The 19990-nt window shown below is 49.5% G+C and carries 19 protein-coding genes; 7 read left to right on the top strand and 12 right to left on the bottom strand.

Annotated features, from left to right (window positions below; all coding sequences use genetic code 11):
* The first annotated feature begins 180 nt into the window (after nt 1-180).
* A complete protein-coding gene (locus H6F90_RS23765) occupies nt 181-2922 on the top strand; it encodes a DUF3536 domain-containing protein (RefSeq protein ID WP_242024611.1) in 2742 nt (913 codons plus the stop codon).
* 64 nt (nt 2923-2986) lie between these two features.
* Here the strand turns inward: H6F90_RS23765 and H6F90_RS23760 are convergent, their stop codons facing one another.
* The 4 genes from H6F90_RS23760 to yidD all read right to left on the bottom strand — a co-directional run bounded on the left by H6F90_RS23760 (nt 2987) and on the right by yidD (nt 7669).
* On the bottom strand, nt 2987-3937 hold the full coding sequence (locus H6F90_RS23760; RefSeq protein ID WP_190554584.1) for an RsmB/NOP family class I SAM-dependent RNA methyltransferase: 951 nt from the start codon (nt 3935-3937) through the stop codon (nt 2987-2989).
* Nucleotides 3938-4028: 91 nt separating this feature from the next.
* A complete protein-coding gene (gene mnmH, locus H6F90_RS23755) occupies nt 4029-5087 on the bottom strand; it encodes a tRNA 2-selenouridine(34) synthase MnmH (protein WP_190554583.1) in 1059 nt (352 codons plus the stop codon).
* A gap of 25 nt (nt 5088-5112) precedes the next feature.
* Nucleotides 5113-7416 (bottom strand): selenide, water dikinase SelD, encoded by a 2304-nt coding sequence (gene selD, locus H6F90_RS23750; RefSeq protein WP_242024610.1) that lies wholly within the window; start codon nt 7414-7416, stop codon nt 5113-5115.
* The gene (gene yidD, locus H6F90_RS23745; RefSeq protein ID WP_190554582.1) at nt 7397-7669 is read right to left on the bottom strand and encodes a membrane protein insertion efficiency factor YidD; all 273 of its coding nucleotides are present in this window, start codon (nt 7667-7669) and stop codon (nt 7397-7399) included. Before yidD ends, selD begins: the two co-directional genes overlap by 20 nt.
* Nucleotides 7670-7823: 154 nt before the next feature.
* Between yidD and rpsD the strand changes: the two genes are divergently transcribed.
* Nucleotides 7824-8432 carry a 30S ribosomal protein S4 gene (gene rpsD, locus H6F90_RS23740; protein ID WP_190434012.1) on the top strand — a complete coding sequence of 203 codons (609 nt, stop codon included), beginning with the start codon at nt 7824-7826 and terminating at the stop codon, nt 8430-8432.
* A gap of 123 nt (nt 8433-8555) precedes the next feature.
* Here the strand turns inward: rpsD and moaA are convergent, their stop codons facing one another.
* The 3 genes from moaA to H6F90_RS23725 all read right to left on the bottom strand — a co-directional run bounded on the left by moaA (nt 8556) and on the right by H6F90_RS23725 (nt 11900).
* Nucleotides 8556-9545, bottom strand: coding sequence for a GTP 3',8-cyclase MoaA (moaA, locus tag H6F90_RS23735; RefSeq protein WP_190554581.1), 990 nt, complete (start codon nt 9543-9545; stop codon nt 8556-8558).
* A gap of 60 nt (nt 9546-9605) precedes the next feature.
* Entirely contained in the window at nt 9606-11138 is a 1533-nt protein-coding gene (locus H6F90_RS23730) for an MFS transporter (protein WP_190554580.1), read from the bottom strand.
* Nucleotides 11139-11351: 213 nt separating this feature from the next.
* A complete protein-coding gene (locus H6F90_RS23725) occupies nt 11352-11900 on the bottom strand; it encodes an STAS domain-containing protein (RefSeq protein WP_190554579.1) in 549 nt (182 codons plus the stop codon).
* Between the two features lie 192 nt (nt 11901-12092).
* Here H6F90_RS23725 and cbiD point away from each other — a divergent pair, with 192 nt between their 5' ends.
* Together cbiD and guaA are read left to right on the top strand one after the other, a co-directional pair.
* A complete protein-coding gene (gene cbiD, locus H6F90_RS23720; RefSeq protein ID WP_190554578.1) occupies nt 12093-13220 on the top strand; it encodes a cobalt-precorrin-5B (C(1))-methyltransferase CbiD in 1128 nt (375 codons plus the stop codon).
* Between the two features lie 185 nt (nt 13221-13405).
* The gene (gene guaA, locus H6F90_RS23715) at nt 13406-14965 is read left to right on the top strand and encodes a glutamine-hydrolyzing GMP synthase (RefSeq protein ID WP_206756204.1); all 1560 of its coding nucleotides are present in this window, start codon (nt 13406-13408) and stop codon (nt 14963-14965) included.
* A gap of 338 nt (nt 14966-15303) precedes the next feature.
* On the opposite strand, the gene H6F90_RS23710 is transcribed toward guaA, so the two are convergent.
* Nucleotides 15304-16209, bottom strand: a complete 906-nt coding sequence (locus H6F90_RS23710) for a cation diffusion facilitator family transporter (RefSeq protein WP_190554576.1) — start codon at nt 16207-16209, stop codon at nt 15304-15306.
* Between the two features lie 133 nt (nt 16210-16342).
* Here H6F90_RS23710 and H6F90_RS23705 point away from each other — a divergent pair, with 133 nt between their 5' ends.
* Both H6F90_RS23705 and H6F90_RS23700 read left to right on the top strand, forming a co-directional pair.
* Nucleotides 16343-16693: a hypothetical protein gene (locus H6F90_RS23705; RefSeq protein ID WP_190554575.1), complete on the top strand. Its 351-nt coding sequence runs from the start codon at nt 16343-16345 to the stop codon at nt 16691-16693.
* Between the two features lie 57 nt (nt 16694-16750).
* Entirely contained in the window at nt 16751-17149 is a 399-nt protein-coding gene (locus H6F90_RS23700; protein WP_190554574.1) for a hypothetical protein, read from the top strand.
* Between the two features lie 109 nt (nt 17150-17258).
* Here H6F90_RS23700 and H6F90_RS23695 read toward each other — a convergent pair whose 3' ends face one another.
* Nucleotides 17259-17480, bottom strand: coding sequence for a DUF4327 family protein (locus H6F90_RS23695; RefSeq protein ID WP_190434031.1), 222 nt, complete (start codon nt 17478-17480; stop codon nt 17259-17261).
* A 433-nt stretch (nt 17481-17913) separates the two neighbouring features.
* Nucleotides 17914-19029: a 4-hydroxythreonine-4-phosphate dehydrogenase PdxA gene (gene pdxA / locus H6F90_RS23690; protein WP_190554573.1), complete on the bottom strand. Its 1116-nt coding sequence runs from the start codon at nt 19027-19029 to the stop codon at nt 17914-17916.
* A gap of 93 nt (nt 19030-19122) precedes the next feature.
* Between pdxA and H6F90_RS23685 the strand changes: the two genes are divergently transcribed.
* Nucleotides 19123-19227, top strand: a complete 105-nt coding sequence (locus tag H6F90_RS23685) for a PetM family cytochrome b6-f complex subunit 7 (protein ID WP_190434035.1) — start codon at nt 19123-19125, stop codon at nt 19225-19227.
* Between the two features lie 58 nt (nt 19228-19285).
* On the opposite strand, the gene H6F90_RS23680 is transcribed toward H6F90_RS23685, so the two are convergent.
* Complete coding sequence (locus tag H6F90_RS23680; RefSeq protein ID WP_190554572.1) at nt 19286-19705, bottom strand: helix-turn-helix transcriptional regulator; 420 nt, start codon at nt 19703-19705, stop codon at nt 19286-19288.
* Between the two features lie 106 nt (nt 19706-19811).
* Nucleotides 19812-19985, bottom strand: a complete 174-nt coding sequence (locus H6F90_RS23675; RefSeq protein ID WP_190554571.1) for a hypothetical protein — start codon at nt 19983-19985, stop codon at nt 19812-19814.
* Nucleotides 19986-19990: the final 5 nt, after the last annotated feature.

Below are 19990 nucleotides of genomic sequence, written 5' to 3'. Positions count from 1 at the left end.
TTCTCCAGAAACCACGGGTCAAGCCAAGCCAACACCCATTAGTTATTCCTTTCACATCTCACAGGAGCACATCTCACAAGGCTTGCTGCGATTGCTAACTCCTGCCATAACACCGTGGTTCCGTGGTGGCTAGGTAAGTTATTTCTGTCTCGCTCCCTTCTTTATTTGGATAGACCTAAGATGACTTCACACTCCGATGCTTTCACCTCAGAGTATGAGGAATCTGGGCTGATGGATTTAGCTGAGTTCTCACCATCTCGTAAGGGTGAAGCCACTCATTCTGGCTCCGTTGCTGCTCAGGTGTCTCCTGGAAATGATCCCCTGCAAACGGCATTGGGAGTCTACGTGACAGTTCATGGTCATTTTTACCAGCCGCCCAGAGAAAACCCTTACCTAGATGCGATCGAGCGGCAACCCAGTGCGGGGCCTTTTCACGATTGGAATGAGCGGATTCATCATGAATGCTACCGTCCCAACGCCTTTGCCAGAGTGCTGAATGACCAGGGTGAAGTAACTGGGATCGTCAATAACTATGAGTATTTGAGCTTTAACATTGGCCCCACGTTGATGAACTGGATAGAGCGGCATGACGTGGAGGTGTATCAACGGATTGTGGAAGCAGACCGCAAAAGTTGCGATCGCCTGAATGGTCACGGCAATGCGATCGCTCAGGTCTACAACCACATCATCATGCCTTTGGCAAATGAACGAGACAAGTACACCCAAATTCGGTGGGGCAAAGCAGATTTTCGTTCTCACTTTGGTCGTGATCCCGAAGGGATGTGGCTGGCAGAAGCAGCGGTAGATTACCCGACTGTTGAGGCTTTGATTGCCGAAGGGATTCGCTTCATTGTGTTGGCTCCTTCCCAAGCAGAACGTTGCCGCCCCTTCCCTCGTGAGCATCAACCGCACCCGCAATGGCATGAAGTGGGCGGTGGTCAGATCGATCCCACCCGTCCCTATCGTTGCTTTTTACCGGGGGGCAATCCCAATTACGATTACATCGACATCTTCTTTTACGACGGCCCCATCTCACGGGATATGGGCTTTAGCGACGTGCTCTACAACTCGAACCATTTTGTGGGGCGGATTGGTCAAGCCGTACGTGGGGATCAACGGCCTGCTCAAGTCCTTTCGGTTGCGACCGATGGCGAAACCTTCGGCCACCACAAAGGCGGCACAGAAAAAACCCTGGCCTATGCCTTCCTGAAAGAATTCGCCAATCGTGGTTGGACTGTCACTAACTTTGCTCACTACCTCAGTATTAATCCCCCGACTTGGGAAGTAGAACTCAAGCCTGTGACTGCTTGGAGCTGTGCCCACGGGGTCGATCGCTGGCAAGACGACTGCGGCTGTGGTGGTGAAGGTGGGGTTTGGCACCAAAAATGGCGACGACCTTTGCGCGATGCCTTAGATTGGCTACGGGAGCAGTTGATTAAGGTCTACGAGGACAGCGGCAAAAAGTTTTTCCGTGACCCCTGGCTTGCCAGAGATGAATACATTCAGGTGATGCGCGATCGCAGTGCCAGCAATATTGAGCGCTTCATGATCCGCCATCGCACCCGCAAGCTAAGCGCTGCCGACCAAGTGGATGCCCTGCGCCTGTTAGAAATGCAGCGTCACGCTCTTCTGATGTATACCAGTTGCGGCTGGTTTTTTGAAGAGTTGTCCCGACCGGAAGGAGTGCAAATTCTTCGCTATGCGGCGCGAGCGCTAGAGTTGGCAGGTGATGTTGCGGGTGTGCAGCTAGAGAAGGGATTTATCAAGCGCTTAGGCACAGCGCCTAGCAATATTGAGTACTTCCGGCATGGGTCGGGCGTGTACCGCCATTTGGTGACAACCGCGCAAATTACCCTAGAGCAGGTGGCAGCCCATTATGCCATTAGTTCTCTGTTCACCACTTATCCCTCAGAGCATCGAGTTTACTGCTACACCGCTCATCAACTCGACTACCAATTGCAGCGCATGGGATCGCTGACTCTGGCTGTTGGGCAGGTGCAGTTAGTTTCTGAAATCACCTGGGAAAGCACTCACCTCACCTTCGCAGTGCTGCATCTAGGCGGATGGGACTTCCACTGCTGCATTCAAAACTTTTCGGGACGGCGGGACTACAGTCGGCTCAAAGACAGTTTGTTTGCTGCCTTGAAACAGGCCAGCGCTGCTCAGACGATTTTGGCGATGAATCGCATTTTTGGGGATCAGTCCTACAACTTACAGAACCTGTTTGAGGAAGAGCGCCACCGGATTATGCAGTTGCTGACCCAAGAAACTCTGCTCCGTCTAGATCAGCTTTATACGCAGGTTTATCGAGATAACTACGGCGTATTGATGGCCTTCCATCGTGACAAATTGCAGGTACCTCAAGAATTGCAAGTTGCCGCAGAGATTGCCTTGACGAACCGAGCGATCGCGTCCCTCCAAGCCCTAGAGCAGGAAATGAGCGATCCTACAACTGCACCGCCCCCTTGTCTCAGTCACATCGCTGAACTAGAAGCGATCGCGACTGAAGCGAACCATTTGCACTGCCACTTGAACCTGACCGCAGGCAAAGAAATTCTGGAGCGCTTAATCTTGCGATCGCTCTGGAGTATGCTGCACAACTTCACTCCAGAAGCGATCGCAGATGAGATGAAGCAACTACAACGCTTGCTAACAACTGGGAAGCAACTGAAACTGGCCCTCTCAATCGACCGGGCTCAAGAGCTTTATTTCTCATTTTTGCAAAGTCACATTTTGCCTGTCTGTGTCGATTTACTGCAGCGACAGGCTCAGGGGCAGAACGGAGATAAACTCCAGTTCCATCTCAAAGATTCTGCAACCCCTATTAACTTAAATGGCCTACAGCAACTACTCCAACTCGGCCCCGTTCTACTGGTAGATACCAGCGATTGGCTAGCTCAGTTAGCAGCCATAGTTAGTTAATTACTGGTTGGCAAGCTGAGGGCAAAACTATGGGGCAGTCCTTTGGGATTGCCTCAGCGAGTGGCTAAAGATAAATAAAGTCAGGACGTTCCAAAAATTCGGTAGGAAGCTCGCTCCTTGTGCCCTCTTCCATGTTTTTGAACAGAATTGTAAAGGCTCCTGCCCCTAAACCTGAATGTGGCCACATGCGATAGCAAGGAATATCTGTTAAGTGGGACTGAGCCGCAACCAAATGGGGGACGACCAAAGCTTGAAACTGAGGGAATTTAGTTAAGAACCAATCGCTCACCTGCTCATTTTCCTCCGGTGAGTAAGCACAAGTCATATAAGCTAAATAGCCTTGAGGAGCGACCAACTTTGCTGAGTTTGCCAGAATTCGCTTTTGCCGATTGGCATTTTTATTAATCAAAATCGGATGGAAGCAGCCAGGGGCTTTACTTCCTTTTGCCAATAAAGATTGACCTGTACAAGGCGCATCTACTAACACCACTTGAGCAGTATTAGGAGCTAGCTCAGCCAGCACTTGCGAATCTAAACTAAGGGCGATCGCAGGGCTAATATGGCAGCGTTTTAGATTAGAAATCAAAGCTCCCTTACGCTTACCAATCACCTCATTACTAATCAGCAACCGAGGTTGTAGTGCAGTCCAAGCAAAGACACTTTTGCCTCCCGGTGAGGCACACATATCCAAAATTAGATCAACAGGTTGCTCGATGGTCAATAAGGTAGAAGCAGCAAAAATTGAAGAAAAATCTAGGCAATAGAAATTTCCAGCATCATGGAGAGGATGCTTGCCTGGCTTTTCATCTAAGACCAATCGTTCAATGAATTTTGGTTGCCAAAGCGTCGGTGGCGCTAATTTAAATGGTGATATCTCAGGCTGGGACTGGCACCACAAAATTGCTGGATTGAAGGGCTTAGGATTCACCAAAGCATCGATAAACTTCTCTTGATAAACTTCATCTTTGAATAAGCGCTGGCTAAATTTAACCAACAGATTAGAAGGCTTTTCCATAACACCCTATATAGCCAAATCAATATAGCTAAATCACTAAGAGAGAAGCGCGATTCCAGAGGTAGATTGTGGACTTTAACGTCTGAGGTCATTAAGTGGCAGTAATACTGATAGGCGTTGTTTGAGAAGTGATCAACCAATCCTGAGTTTTTTCCATTAACAGCGTGGCGCTAGTGGCTGGGGAAGCATCGGCAATGTCTATCGAATGAATCGGGACACCTCGCCGTTGCAAATCATGGGTATAGGTTTTGTCGTAATAGTCCAAAACTAAATCAATTGCAGTAGTCAAGTCACCTTGATGAATCGCTTCAACGGCTTGTTGAGTCCGCAAGCCACCTAGCTTTTTTCGTAGACGTTCCGTGGCTTCTATGAGTTGTTCTGATTTGACCGAACCATAGACCTGGCGCAAAATCTCAATTCGTTTAGGGCGCGATCGCAGAATTTGCAACACAGGGGCTTGGAGCATTTGCTGAAAGATTTCGTCTGGAATCCGACACAGCCCAATCCGCCGACTTTCCGCCTCAATCCACACAGGCCGTTGGTGATTAAATTGGCTCCAAACCAAAGCAATGTGATTCTCAAATTGCTCCGTCGTGGGTTGAGCGGGCAACCCCAAACTGCCGTAGCTACTGCCTCGATGGTTCGCTAAGTTTTCTAAGTCCAGAACTTGCTCTCCCTGTTCTGCCAGGGCCGCTAAGATTTCTGTCTTGCCAGTGCCTGTCATCCCTCCCAAAATTGCCAAAGTTTTTGGAGTAGCCAAGGTGGAGCGCACCCAATGACGAAAAGCTTTATAGCCACCGCGCAGCAGAGTGACTTGAAATCCTGCCGTTTCCAAGAGCCAAGCCATACTGTTGCTCCGCATCCCGCCTCGCCAGCAGTGCAATCGCACCCGACGATCAGGGGCTAGGGCTTTGGCTTGAGTCACAAAACCAGCGAGTTTGGGACCGACGATCGCCAGTCCTAATTCAATCGCTGTTTCTTGTCCCTGCCGTTTGTAGCACGTACCCACCTCGGCCCGTTCGTCATTACTAAACAACGGGAAACTCTGCGCACCCGGAACGTGCGCCTGAAAAAATTCCCCTGGACTGCGAACATCCAGAATCAGGCCAGGGCAATGCAAAAACTCAGCAACATCAACGATTTGGGGCATGAATCAAACCAAACAGCAAGCAACCCTACAGTTCGATCGTAATCGGCTCAGGGGATGAAATGGAGGAGAGAACGCCGCCGATCGGCCGACTTTGCTGATAACCCAATGACTGGAGAGCGCTAATACAATCGCTGGCTCGTTCTGCCGGAACAGCAGCAAGCAGACCCCCGGAAGTTTGGGGATCAAATAATAAAGTGGCTTCTGGGCGATCGCTAACTTTAGACCAATTTTGCACCTTCAAGGCGGCTCGTACGTTTTGGGGTTGCAGAGAACTGACAATACCTTGTTCTACAACCGTTCTGGCCCCTGCCAACAATGGGATCGCTTCCAGCTTTAGTTCCACCGCAACTTGAGAAGCTTGGGTCATCTCAGCCAAGTGTCCTAACAGCCCAAACCCCGTAATATCTGTGCAAGCGCTGGCTTGGTGCTGCATCAGACACTCAGCCGCCGCTTGATTCGACTGCAACATCGACTCAACGGCGGCATCAATCCAACGACCTTTGGCTTGGCGCTGCATATCTGCTGCAAACAAGGCTCCCGTCCCCAACGCTTTTGTCAGAATCAGAGCTTGTCCGGGCTGCATTCCCGTTTTTCTCAAAAGGCGATCGCGCTCAGCCAAACCGTTGCAAGTTAGGCCAAAAGCCAATTCTGCTCCTTCTGTCGTGTGACCACCAATTAAAGCTGCTCCTGCCTGATGTAAAACCTTTAAAGCACCCGCTAGCAACTGGTAGAGCGTTTCCTCCACCTTGGCTTCCAGGGCGTAGGGAACCGTCGCGATCGCTAAAGCACTTTGAGGCATGGCTCCCATCGCAAAAATATCGCTGAGGCAATGGTTGGCGCTGATTTGACCAAACACAAATGGGTCGTTGATTAAGGAACGGAAGTAATCAATGGTTTGTACCAAAACGCAGTCAGCAGGTATTTGCAAGACGGCTGCATCATCCGGGGCATCTAACCCGATGAGAATATCGGCGCGATCGCTGGGCTGGGGGTATTCTTGCTGAATGCGCTGGAGGACTCGCTCTAAAACGCTGCTACCAACCTTGGCCCCACACCCACCACACCGCATGAGATTTTGAATTTTACTGTTAGGTTCTGGCACCAATGGGTCTGCTACACCTGTCGCTGGTTGGTGAGTCATTTCTGGCAGTTGACTGAAGCGCTCCATAAACCGCCGATCGATCGCGTCTTTGAGTTGCCACAACCAAGGAGCCTCGTACCCCAACGATCCCCATGAGGCGATCGCGCGATTGTGTTGATTAGAGTCAGAGTCCTCACTGGTGCCGATTAAGCTGAGGTAACGCTTCTGGGGAATGTAGGGCTTGAGCGGATGACCCAGTAAGGTGCGGCGCAAATTCTCAAACAGTGGCTTGCCTTGACGCACTGCAAACACCCCAGCTTTGGGTCGGGGATGATTTTTCACTGTGGCGATGTCGCCTGCCGCAAACACAAAGGGATGAGAGAGCGATCGCAGATTTTCATCTACTCCAATAAAGCCTTGAGCATCGGTGGCTAAGCTAGATGCTTTGACCCAATTTGGTGCCGCAGCCTGCGTGACCCAAAAAGTATGGTCACAAGCCACCGTCAACCCCGACTCACACTTGACTTGATGCGCCTGAACTTCAACGACCGTTTCTCCGAGGTGGAGATGAATGCCTCGCTGAGTCAGGATTTTGTGGAAGCGATCGCCCACCCAACGGCTATATCCTGGCATCAAGACGGTTCCACGCTGAAATAGGTGTAGGGTTAGATTTTCTGTGGCTTGTTGCGATCGCCTCAAAACTTTGTGCAAATGCCGCTGGACTGCTAGCGACAGTTCCACGCCACCTGCACCACCTCCGATAATTCCGATGCAGATTGGTTGCTCAGGATTTTCTGACACCTGTTCAATCAGCTGATCCCAATGTTCTAAAAAGCGACGAATTGGCTTGACCGGAATGCTCGACTCCACAGCCCTAGCAATATCTGGAATCGTCGGGGTACTGCCAATATCAATAGAAACGACATCAAAAGCTACAGGCGGACGATGGGCACAAATCACTCGCTTGTTTGGTAAGTCCAAGCCCACCACGCGATCGAGATACAGTTGCGCTTGAGCAAACTGAGCGAGGGGCCGCAGGTCGATATGGCATTCATCGTGGCCATAAAAGCCTGCAATATGTCCAGGCAGCATCCCAGAATAGGGAGTGTCTGAGGCTTCTGTCAGGAGCGTAATCCGCACTCCAGAAAGAGGCTGCATACCCAGCATGCGCAAGGCGAGCGCATGGCTATGACCTCCACCCACTAGCACCAAGTCTTTGACGATCGGCTCAGAGACTGGGTTCATCATCTGCATCAGTATTGATATCAGTAGCAGGCGTTACGGGAGGGACTGGATCATAGCCACCGGGATGGAAAGGGTGACAGCGAGCAATTCGGCGCAGTGCTAATCCACCACCTCGCCAAGGGCCAAACCGCTCTACCGCTTCCAACGCATACTGAGAGCAAGTCGGGTGAAAGCGGCAAGCAGGCAGCAGCAGTGGCGAAACTAAAATCTGATAACCCCGGATCAAGCCGATGACTAAGCGCTTCATAAATTCCATTTTAAGTCGCTTGGTTTTGTCTGTATTTCTCGCTGACAGTCCTGAACGACGGCACAACAAGCAGCTACAGACTAATTTGACATAGCCTCTTTCTTGTTCTTAAAACAGGGTCTATACTGGGATCTTTGGGTAAATTTTAGTTTGAGGAAGCTACATGTCGCGATATAGAGGCGCTCGCCTCAGAGTTGTGCGTCGTTTGGGTGACCTACCTGGCTTGACTCGGAAGTCTCCCAGAAAGGCGTATCCACCTGGACAGCACGGTCAAGAACGCAAGAAGAAATCTGAATACGGTGTCCGTCTAGAAGAAAAGCAAAAGCTGCGCTTCAACTACGGTATCACCGAGAGACAGCTGCTTCGCTATGTGCGGAAAGCTCGTCGGGCTGCGGGTTCTACCGGACAAACCCTGTTGCAGTTGCTAGAAATGCGCCTGGACAATACCGTTTTTCGTCTCGGTATGGCTCCTACGATTCCTGCTGCACGTCAGTTGGTCAACCACGGTCACATCACTGTGAATGGTCGTCCCGTAGATATTGCTAGCTACCAGTGCCGTCCCGGCGAAGTCATTGGTGTTAGAGACCGCGATCGCTCTCGTCAGTTGATTGAACAAAATCTACAGTATCCTGGCCTCGCTCACCTACCTAGCCACTTAGAGTTCGACAAAGGCAAACTCACTGGCAAGGTGAATGGTGTGATTGAGCGGGAATGGATCGCACTCCAAGTCAACGAACTGCTTGTGGTTGAGTACTACTCTCGCCAAGCTTAATCGTTCAGAACTCTTTTCAGCATTCTTGTGTTACCGCGGCATTGAAATATTTGATCAGCAGCTCCCGAACCGTCATTTGGGAGCTTTTGATTTTTTAAACCTTAGTTTTTGGATTATTTTGGATTAGCCGCCAATTTGCGACATGGTGCGACTATAAGCACCCGATTGAGTTCCAGAGTCGCGTTGCTTGAAGTTAATTTCGGGCTTCAGTTGCAGAAGTTTTCTGACTTGGGCGCGTAGCTGAGCGGTAGGGACCCCAGAACGCAAAGCAGTTTTTAAGTCAACTTGCTCATCTTCGTTCAGCAGGCAGGGGCGGAGCCAACCGTCGGCAGAGAGTCGCATCCGGTTGCAGCGATCGCAAAAACACTCAGACATTTGACTAATAAAGCCCAGGGTTCCTTGCGCGCCAGGAATGCGAAAGACATCAGCAGGGCCATTTCCTCGCACTTCCCCTTCCGTCAGACCCCAGCGATCGCGAATCTGCTGTCTTAATTCCTCTGAAGCAATCCAACCGCGATCGCCAAACAAAGAAGCATTGCCAATCGGCATAAATTCAATAAACCGGATGTGCCACTCGCGATCGAGGCTCAGAGCCGCCAAGTCTAAAACTTCTTGGTCATTTACGCCCGGAATCACCACGACATTCAGCTTCAGTGGGTTAAACCCAACTTGATGAGCCGCTTGAATACCATCCCAAACTTGCTGCCAACGCGATCGCCCCCGATGGCCAATAATCTTGTCAAAGGTTTCTGGCTCTAGAGAATCCAAACTAATATTGATTCGCCGTAAACCCGCATCGTAAAGATCCTGCGCTAAATCTGCCAACAAGAAACCATTGGTGGTCATAGACAGATCCTGAGTTTCTGGCAAAGCCGCGATCGCCCTGACAATATCCACCACCCCTGGACGAATCAAGGGTTCGCCTCCGGTCAAGCGAAACCGAGTAAACCCAACTGGAACAAACACTTCGTTGATTAAAGTGAGCAACTCAGCATGAGTTAGCAAGTTTTGCTGAAGTGCGTACTCTAAGTCTGTACCCTCCGGCATGCAGTAAAGGCACCGGAAGTTGCAGCGATCGATCAAGCTGATGCGAAGGTAATCTACCTGATTCATCTACAACTGGTATCCCCAGACAACCTATTCTATTGAGTCAGGAATAGGTAATGGATGTCTTTATTGTGCCTGATCTGGGAAGGTCGTGGCTTCTACTGCTACAGCTTGTGGTTTGAGGAGCAAGGGCGAGCGCCTTGGTATTCTCAAGGCGTTACTCAAACCCTGTGCGAGAGCTTGCACCGCCTGGCGAACTGAACGTGGACGTTGCTCCCGAACAAACAGCAAGGGCAAAATTGCCGCTAAGCGAATGACGCTGGAGAGGGCAAACAGTCCCAAGATGCCACCAGAGTTGGTGAACTCGATCAGAAATCCTCCTGCGGTTGTTCCTAAGGCTCCGCTGACTCCTGCTACGGCTCCGGCGATCGCGAAATAGGTAGCCTGATGCTGGACGGGTGCAACTCCTAGCTGAATGTTATTGATGCACAGATCGATCGCGGCCCAAGTACCTCCCGCCAGAATATGCAGTAGCGGAAACCAAACGAGTAGGGATGTTAAATCAGTCCCTGTCCCCAGCCACAGCAAGGGAGTAACCGCAACTAAAATGCCCACTAATACAAGGATGGGTCGATTCCCAATGCGATCGGCTAATCTGCCCCACAGCACCAGCATGAGTAAATTAGCTCCCGCTCCCAGGCTCGTATAAGTAGTCACCCAATTGACATCTAAGGACAGGGTATCCAACAGATAAATGTTAAAAAAAGGAGCGCTTAAGTTGACTGAGAAACTCCACAAGGCAAAGTAGAGCAAGAACATCAAGAAGTTTCTGTCTTGCCAAAAGCTTTTACTCTTAGAAGTCTCAGCTGCAACTGCATCCAAATCAGCAGATTCCTGGGCCAATGACTCAGCATGTTCCTGTTGCTGCGCTTGAGGATTGACATCCACCATCCAGTACTGAAACCCGATGCTAACCAGCCCGACAATCACGCCCAAGAATAGCAACACTCCATATCCCTGGATGCTACCTCCTGGCCAAGCCGTCACCGCCAGCCCCACTAAAGGGACACTAAGCAGGTTAGTCAAGCTAATGGCACTATTGCGAATGCCAAAATAGCGACCGCGCAATTGCCGAGGCACTAGAGCTGCCACCCAACTGAACCAAGAGGCTCCCCCCAGAGCCCCTAAGAAATGAGTCAGCACGACGATCGCCAAAGCCCATTGCACTAAAAGATGGGGAGGAGTTGGCTGAAGACTGGCGACTCCAATGCCCAGGACAAGAATTAACCAGAGCAATCTAGCCGGAGCATAAATCCACAAACCGTAGCGGTGGCGACTGGTAGTGCGGTTGGCTAAGTAAGCTCCCAAAGGTTGCAGCAGATTTGCTAGCAGTGGAATTGAGGCCAACATTCCTAGCTCGACAGGGCTGGCATCCAGCTCTACCAAGAAGTTGCTGAGTAAAACCCCACCTGCGACATTAGAGAAGATGGTCGCAAAAACACCATCTAGGGTGGAGGCTCTGAGGCTAGTCCGAATTGCTTGCTTAGAAGGTTTGCGAGAGATCGTTATAGGTTCCGGATAGGCAACCGGATCTAAAATCCCAGACACAGGAACCGCTGCCACCTCAACAGTTGTCAAATCCACTGCTTGTCTCAGCATGCTGAAGCTAGAAATCTTGATTTGTTAAATATTTTTACTAAGTTTGTAGGCACAATACCATCAGCCTGTGGTTAAGGCTGCTCAATTCTTTTGACAGTATTTTGGGCGATCGCTCCTAAACACCATCCAGGCGAAAGATATCTTTCTCAAACTATTGCAATAATTCCTAAACCTCTCAGCCGCTTGCCCAAAGGTTCTAGGCTGTACATGGTCCTAAGCAGTCTGCTGCGTTCGCATTTCTAGGTCAGTATTGCCAGCTACATAACTCATGCGTCGCGGAACAGGGATGTTTACCGGGATTTTAGCCGCCGATTGAGCCGCTACTGCTTGAGCTGCCACTGATTGTTTCCGAGCCCAACTGTTGGTACGCAAAAACAGCTCAAATTCCTGCTTGCACAAGTCGCTCCAAGTTCCCAAAGTCACGGCACGCTGACGGCCCCACTCCGTTTCCAAGGCCACCCGCGTCACCCGGCTCATAGACCAGATAGATAGAGATTTGTTCAAGCTCGTCGCCAGCTTAATTCCTGCTAACAGGACGCTCACTCCTGCTGGCTCTACTGCCTCTACATGCAACAAATCTACAATCACTGCACTCGCTGTCCCTGCCAGTGCCTGCTCTAGCTCCTGTTGAAATCCTGGACTACTAGCCGTGTTTAAGCAACCCTGGGGTTGCAGCACAACAGTATGGGTTGTTGCCTCCTCTTCTACGCCGATCGCATCGGAGTTAAGAGTATTCGTAGTCGAGTTTATGACGGTTTTCATTGGGGTCTCCAGGAAACGTCACAAGAGAGGCGGCATTGAGGCTGGACGTTGAAACCCCAACTGCCAGAGGACAGACTCCTCCATATCCAATCTGAACCTAAAATTCTTATAAAGAAACTGTGATCAATCACTTACTTTTCGTGATTTTTGTCACAAAAGTATATTCACGGAGTTGGACTGAGGATTTTTTACTTGACCGAATTACGAGCTGGATACACGCTGCCTGTTTTTGCTACCGCTGCCGCGATCGCTGCCTTACGATGGCTCCACCGAGGCCCTCAAAGCATCCCTTCCGTTGACCTAGATTTAGTTGAGCCTGCTGAAACGGTGACAATTCCCATTGCTCAGGTGGCTGGACTCACGTCCAACGCGGCTCTAGCGATCGCCCATAGTGACCCCGGCGATAACTTAGACCTGACTCGCGATACCCCTATTTGGGCTTTAGTCGAGCGGGGAGAGCCAAATCAGCCAGAGGCAGTTGTGCTCCAGGGTGGAGAAGGGGTAGGGCGACAGATTAAGGCAGAAGACCAAGAGAATCAGGCGGCGATCTATGCCTATGCTCAGCGGCTTCTGCACACTAACTTGGAGCGGCAGTTAACGTCAGGTGAAAAAATTCGAGTCACGATTATTTTGCCAGAGGGACGGACTTTGGCAGAACGCACTTCTAACGCGGCTTTTGGGGTTGTGGAAGGATTATCTCTTCTTGGCACCACAGGTATTTCCCAGCCCTTGAGCGCTCCCGGACAACTTGAAGCCTTTCGGGAAGCGCTACATGCCAAGCAATCTTATTTCGATGGTTTGGTCTTTTGCGTGGGCGAAAATGGCTTGGACTTAGCCACTCAGATAGGCATTAATCGGAATCGCTTGGTTAAAACTGCGAATTGGATTGGCCCCATGCTAGTTGAAGCAGGCTTAGCAGGAGTGCAAGCGGTGTTGTTATTTGGCTACCACGGCAAGTTGATCAAGTTGGCTGGCGGCATTTTTCACACGCATCACCACGTTGCTGACGGACGACTAGAAATCTTGACCGCTCACTGCGCTAATCTAGGCCTACCCAGTCAAACTCTACCCACCATATTTGCCAGCGCTACGGCTGAAGCTGCCTTAAACCATTTGCGATCGCTCGACACCAGCTCTGGCACTAATTGGGTGCAACAAGTTTATGGCGCGATCGCCCAACAAATTGATCAACGTTGTCAAGCCTACATCTACACCCACAGCGAGCGTCCAGTCGAAGTTGGTTCTATTTTGTTCGGTCGCGATCGCCAGATTTTAGTGCAAAGCGAAATCGCGCAGAAATTATTGTCCCAAGTCTGTTAATCTAGCTTAAATGCGCGTACACTTGATTTAAAAGTAAAGAAATTTTTAGGATTCGTTTTTGGCATTGCTTTTGTGCTTTAGGCACGCCATAGCAAGGGTTTACTCTACATCTACCCCAACTGCATCAGGATACGTCCGTGACTCTACAGACTGAACCAGTGATTCAAGCTGAAGATTTAAAACAGCTGGATCGGCAAATTATTGTCATTTTAGACTTCGGCTCTCAGTACTCAGAGCTGATTGCTCGTCGGATTCGCGAAACTCAGGTTTACTCTGAGGTGATCTCTTATCGCACTACGGCAGAACAGCTACGGCAGCTCAACCCCAAAGGCATTATTCTCTCTGGTGGTCCTAGCTCGGTCTATGACCAGGGCGCTCCTCACTGTGACCCAGAGATTTGGCAGTTAGGCATCCCAGTTCTGGGAGTCTGCTATGGCATGCAGTTGATGGTGCAACAGCTCGGTGGCGAAGTGGAACGGGCCGAGCGCGGGGAATATGGCAAAGCAGCCCTCGTGATTGATGATCCCACGGACTTGCTGACCAATGTGGACGATGGCACCACGATGTGGATGAGTCATGGTGACTCGGTAGCCAAGTTACCAGATGGCTTTGAGTTGCTGGCGCACACAGATAATACTCCCTGTGCGGCGATCGCTCACCACGAGAGGAAGCTGTATGGCGTGCAATTCCACCCAGAAGTGGTGCATTCCCTCGGCGGCATGCCGCTGATTCGCAACTTTGTTTATCACATCTGCCAAGCCGAACCGACTTGGACCACGGCTGCTTTCGTTGAGCAATCGATTCGGGAAATTCGGGCCAAAGTTGGTGATAAGCGAGTGTTGCTGGCTCTCTCTGGCGGCGTTGACTCTTCGACGTTAGCCTTCTTGATGCACCGAGCCATCGGCGATCAGCTCACTTGTATGTTTATCGATCAAGGTTTCATGCGGAAGTATGAGCCAGAACGATTGGTGAAGCTGTTTGAGGAGCAATTCCACATCAATGTTGCCTACGTCAATGCCCGCGAGCGCTTCTTAGCCGCAGTGGATGGAATTACCGATCCCGAAGAAAAGCGCAAGCGGATTGGTCATGAGTTCATCCGCGTATTTGAAGAAGAATCCAGACGGCTAGGGCCTTTCGACTACTTAGCTCAGGGTACTCTCTACCCGGATGTGATTGAGTCTGCGGATACTAATGTCGATCCAAAGACAGGCGAACGGGTAGCAGTCAAAATCAAGAGTCATCACAACGTCGGTGGCTTACCTAAAGACTTGTGCTTCAAGCTGGTTGAACCCCTCCGCAAATTGTTTAAGGATGAAGTGCGGAAGTTGGGCCGCTCCGTTGGTTTACCTGAAGAAATTGTGCAGCGGCATCCCTTTCCTGGGCCTGGTCTCGCCATCCGCATCCTAGGAGAAATCACCGAAGAGCGCTTAGAAATTCTCCGTGACGCAGATTTAATTGTGCGTCAAGAAATTAATCGGCGCGGCATTTACCATGATTTCTGGCAAGCCTTTGCTGTATTGCTGCCAGTTCGCAGTGTGGGTGTCATGGGTGACCAAAGAACCTACGCTTACCCCATTGTCCTGCGATTGGTTTCCAGCGAAGATGGCATGACCGCAGACTGGTCTCGCGTTCCCTACGATCTGCTAGAAACCATTTCCAATCGGATTGTGAACGAGGTACCCGGCGTCAATCGGGTAGTTTATGACATTACCTCTAAGCCCCCCGGCACAATCGAGTGGGAATAGATGCGCTCTAGCTTCTACTGGTTCACTTATTGCGATGCCGAGATGACCCGAGATAGCTAATTCTGCTTATCAGCTAGGTTCTACTCTACAGATCCATCTCGCTAATCACTGCTAATAAATAGGGTGCTGCTATTAAAGAAATAAATAGCGGCACCATAACTCTTATAAATTTTTTGTGGAAAACAGGGCTAAATCTGTGGAAAAACCCCTTGATCTGTGGAAAACTATAGTCTTTATTAACTGTTTATTAAAAATTAATTAAAAGCTTCCATGGGAAATCTAACCCTTGCCTTTCCTCATGAGATGCAGATTTTTGTTTTTAAGCACCAAGTCGGTAATTAAGACAAATCATTTTCGTAACTAATCTGGTTAGACATGTAGGCAGGAGGCTCCACGTGAATATTAATTCGCGCTGGACCATATCGTTCTTCGAGTCGTGCTTCTATGGCTTCGGTAATTTGGTGGGCGGTTTCAACATCCGCAGCATCCACAATCAAATGCATTTCGATGAAGACTTGCCGACCTAAGACTCCTCTTGAAGCAATACTGTGACAGTTGATCACGCCAGGAACTTGGGCCGCGATCGCGTGAATGGCTTCTGGAGCGATCGCCATTTCATCCACTAGCCAAGGCAAGTTAGACCGCAACACTGACCAACCACTACTAAATACTAGAACCGCCACTGGAAACGACAATACCAAGTCTAGCCATTGCAGATTCCAAGCCCAAATCCCGACCAAACCAGCCAGTACACTAATCGTTACCCAAACATCGCTCATGGTGTGTTGGGCATCAGCAATCAGAATGGGGCTGTTGACTCGTTGCCCGACTGCCCGCTCATAAAAAGTGACAAAAATATTGATCCCCAATACCGCCAGCAAGAGCCACAACTCGGAGGCTGAGATTGTGACGGGCTGACTACCTTGGAGTAATCGTTCGACCGTTCCTTGCAAAATCTCGAAGCAAGCGATCCCCAAAAAAGCTGCAATTCCTAAAGCACCCACAGCTTCAAATTTCTGATGACCATAGGGATGATCGCGATCGGGTTCGGGAGAGGAAAAACGACTAGCTACTAATCCCAAAACATTGTTGACGCTGTCTGTGACGCTATGCAAAGCATCAGCCAGCAAGCTCAGCGAACCTGTGGACCATCCCACCACTGCCTTTAAGAGCATCACAAATAGATTGAGCACCAAGGTAATGAGCAATACCTTGCGAACTTGTGAACGGTTGTCAACGACCATGATCGAACTCTCCTGAAACCGGATCAGAGTTCTCTGGCCTTCAGTCTAAATGAGATATCTGTTCAGATCACTAGTATTGTGCAGACCGTTTCCCCGGTACGATAAACACTCAGACTCTCAAAATAGACCGATTATGGCTGCGACTCTACTCACTCTCAATTTGGGCGAAGGCTCTGTTGCTTTTAGTTTTACGGCTCAGGCGGCCCAAGAGTTAAAAGCTACTTTAACAGGACTGTTAGAAAGCTTGAAAACTGTTTCAGCAACTACTACTCCAGGTGGCAGACCTAATCCACAGAAATCAGTCGAGTATCGTTACACCGGGGATGTGTTTTTAGAAATCTTTTGTAATCCCAACATTTGGCCTACTCCCTTTGCCGCCAAAGTACTAGTCACGTTACGCGACGATCGCATTCGTTTAACAACCGAAACAGAACTAACGCGTTTAGTCGAAGACGTAAATCAGTACCTAGAGCAGGTTGCCTAATCGTGACTTACAGTAAAATCGAGGCAACCAATCACCATTAGCACTTAATTCCTACCAATGGATTCTAATAATCTGACTTACTTACTGCAAAAAGGATTACGGGTGACCCTCGGGGCAACTACTTCCTTGATTGAAGTGTTGCAAGATCCCCAAAAGCGGGAGCAAAACTTGAGCCAGCTAAGAACTGACCTCAGTCAGTTGGCAGAGGAATGGGATGCTAAGGGCGCTATGACCGAGCAAGAAGCCCGCAACTTTGTTGATACGATCTTAGAGCAGCGCCAGCGTCAACAAGCTCAGCCGCCTTACGATGCTACGACTCAAGCTCAGACAAGCACTGGTACAGCTACCCCAGCTGCCCCTCCAGATGTGCAGCTTGAGTTGCAAGAATTAACTGCCCAAATTGCTGCAATTCGAACTGAATTGGAGAAACTTAGGAGTCAAAACCCAGCCGAATAGTAGGGTTGTAGCGATCGCCTTTTCAAATTAACTGGCTCATCTCACAGGAGAAATATAGCGAGTGAGGCGTCTTCGGATCAGACGTCTAGACTTGATATTTAGGGATTATTTAGTCGTTTTCCCAACTTTCGCAGCTAATCAGATCTCCAATGCGGTCTCTGAGCAAGAAATTGCTGCGCTCTAGTTCGCATTCCACCAAGGCCCATTCACGGGCTGGAATGTATTTGCACAGGGCATAAATCGGCTGCTGACGACTTACAACGCCTTGCTGCACCAGGTGCAATGCTTCATCTTGAATCAAGTTAATAGAGTATTGAATGGACTGAATCATATTTACCCTTTTGAGCGCAACTGGAAAACTACAAAGGATCCAAACAAAATAACGTAGTTAGAAAATTTGTAGCTCAGATAACTTTGTAATCAGCTATACTGAATGTTTTTTATTTTCACGCTAGTTTTTACTCGATTATATTAATAAACATTGCAAAAGTCATTAAAGGTTGATGTTTTCTGCATGTTTATTTTCGCAATTACACTGTCTTGAGACAGATTTAGTTTGATTGGAGCAAGTTTGCAGCTTCAGATTTATGAGTCTTATGGGTCTAGAATGACCTCAAGTTCCAAAAACTTAGCGCCAACTTAACATATCTACACCGCACTCAATCTGTCTTAACAAATGGCAGGGCGATCGCTGCACTGGATCGAGCTAGTACTGCCATCATTGTCTGGGCTTCATTAGCAATACCCAGATCAGGTGCGTTTATTTAGGTTGATGGAAAAGACTTCATTCTGCGCCTCGCTAATTCCGCTGCCAATTGCACCGCAGCTTTCATACTGTTAGCGTTGGCAACTCCTCGACCCGCAATATCAAAAGCAGTACCGTGATCGGGAGACGTGCGGACAAAGGGTAGACCAATCGTTGTGTTAATAGCTCGGTCAAAAGCTAGCAACTTGACAGGAATTAAGCCTTGGTCGTGATACAGCGCTAAGTAAGCATCATGAGCCGAGGAATCTGCACCAGCGGCACCATACCAAGCTTGTCCAGGCTTCACCCAAAGCGTATCCGGAGGGACTGGACCTTCGAGTTGTAACTGCGGCCACTGACGACGGGCTTGCGCTAACCACGGAATCAGCCACTCCTGCTCTTCTCGACCTAACTGGCCTTGCTCACCGCTATGAGGATTAAGACCAGCGATCGCAATTCGAGGGTTACTGAGACCAAAATCCTGTTGTAAGCATGCTGCTAATAGCTCTAACTTAGCGGTCATCAACTCTGACGTTAGAACATCAGGCACTTGACGGAGCGGGATGTGAGTGGTTGCAAGCAGCGTTCGTAGGGTCCAATTACTGTGAGGCGATCGCGCTACGAACAACATCCCGAAGCGTTGAGTTCCAGAGCGCTCTGCCAGCAATTCTGTCTGCCCAGGATACTCATGCCTTGCTGCTTTCCAGGCTGACTTGGCAATGGGAGCTGTGACGATACCATCAAACTCTCCTGCCAACGTCCGAGCGATTGCCGTTTCTAAATAAGCAAAACTTGCAGCTCCACTAGCAGCATTGCCAGTTCCTACCGTGATTTGGCACTCAGTTGCTTCATCCAGAGGCAAATCTAAAATCAAAAGTTGATCTGGATCTGCTAGGGGTTCAGCTTCGCGATCGCCCAAACTCTGTTGCCGCTTCAATTGCAGATAGGCTTGGCGTAGTAATCTTTGGCTGCCTACCACCGTGATCTCGCAGGTTGAGGTCAGACTAGGGTCAGCCAATGCTTTTAAAACAACCTCGGGACCAATTCCCGCCGGATCACCTAACGTTACAGCCAACCGAGGACGCTGTGGCAACGCTGTTGTAGGCAGAGCAATTGGAGTAGATTGAATCCTCATAGAACCTGGGAGCTTGCCGATACTCAGAGCAAGGATTAGGGGTCAAACTGTTCTAAAATACTGACTGCGGGTTTAACAAGGAGCATTAAAGCAATGAATGGTGAAATTCTCAATGCAGCTGTTTTGTCCTTTACCTTGATCTTGGTCGGGTTAGGCATGGGTTTCCTATTGCTCAAAATCCAAGGCGGCGAAGAGTAAGTCTGGCCCTCTGAGATAGCTCACTGCTCTTTACAAGACGGTGATAGTGGAGCTTAATTTAGTCTTCCGGTTCATCCAAATGATCAGCCACCTCTCGATATAAGTTCAGCACGTGGCTATCTTTGAGGCAATAAAAAACATTGCGACCTTGCTTTCGATAACCCACCAAGCGCATAGTCCGCAAAGCCCGCAACTGGTGCGATACCGCTGACTCACTCATTTTGACAGCAGCAGCGAGATCGCACACACATAACTCTTGGACTGCCAAAGCCGAGACAATTCGCAGGCGGTTAGCATCTCCTAATAACCCAAAAAATTCTGCCATGCGTTGGGCTTTATCCACGCTTAGAATATCTCGATGTAGTTGCCGCACATGGCTCAGATTCACCGGGTGCTGGTCTTTGCAATTGAGATCGTCTGCCACTGGTGCTGTAGTAGCTGGGGCGGAGCAAACAGACAGAGACTCAAGATTAGACATAGCGGGTTAAAAACTCAGTCGTGGATTGATTGTAGAGCTCGAAGAATAAACTTTTGCAACGCTAAGGCTACAGAAAAAGCTCAATTTTTATTTGTTTTCTGCTGTTTCAGGGACCAGTAGGAACCAGCAGTTCTGTCCAGTCTAACGTTATCGCAGGAAGCCAACGAATCGTGCTGGCTCTATTTACATCAGCGCTGCGATCGCAGGCTAAGCTACCATAAAACTCCGCACCAAACTCTACAAGCTGAATTAACAGCGATCGCCTGTTATATCCTCTCATTTTTC

The organism is Trichocoleus sp. FACHB-591 (assembly GCF_014695845.1).
In the GTDB taxonomy this organism is placed as follows: domain Bacteria; phylum Cyanobacteriota; class Cyanobacteriia; order FACHB-46; family FACHB-46; genus Trichocoleus.
The sequence above is the reverse complement of the archived record's forward strand: the minus strand, read 5'-3'. Positions and strand labels throughout refer to the sequence as shown.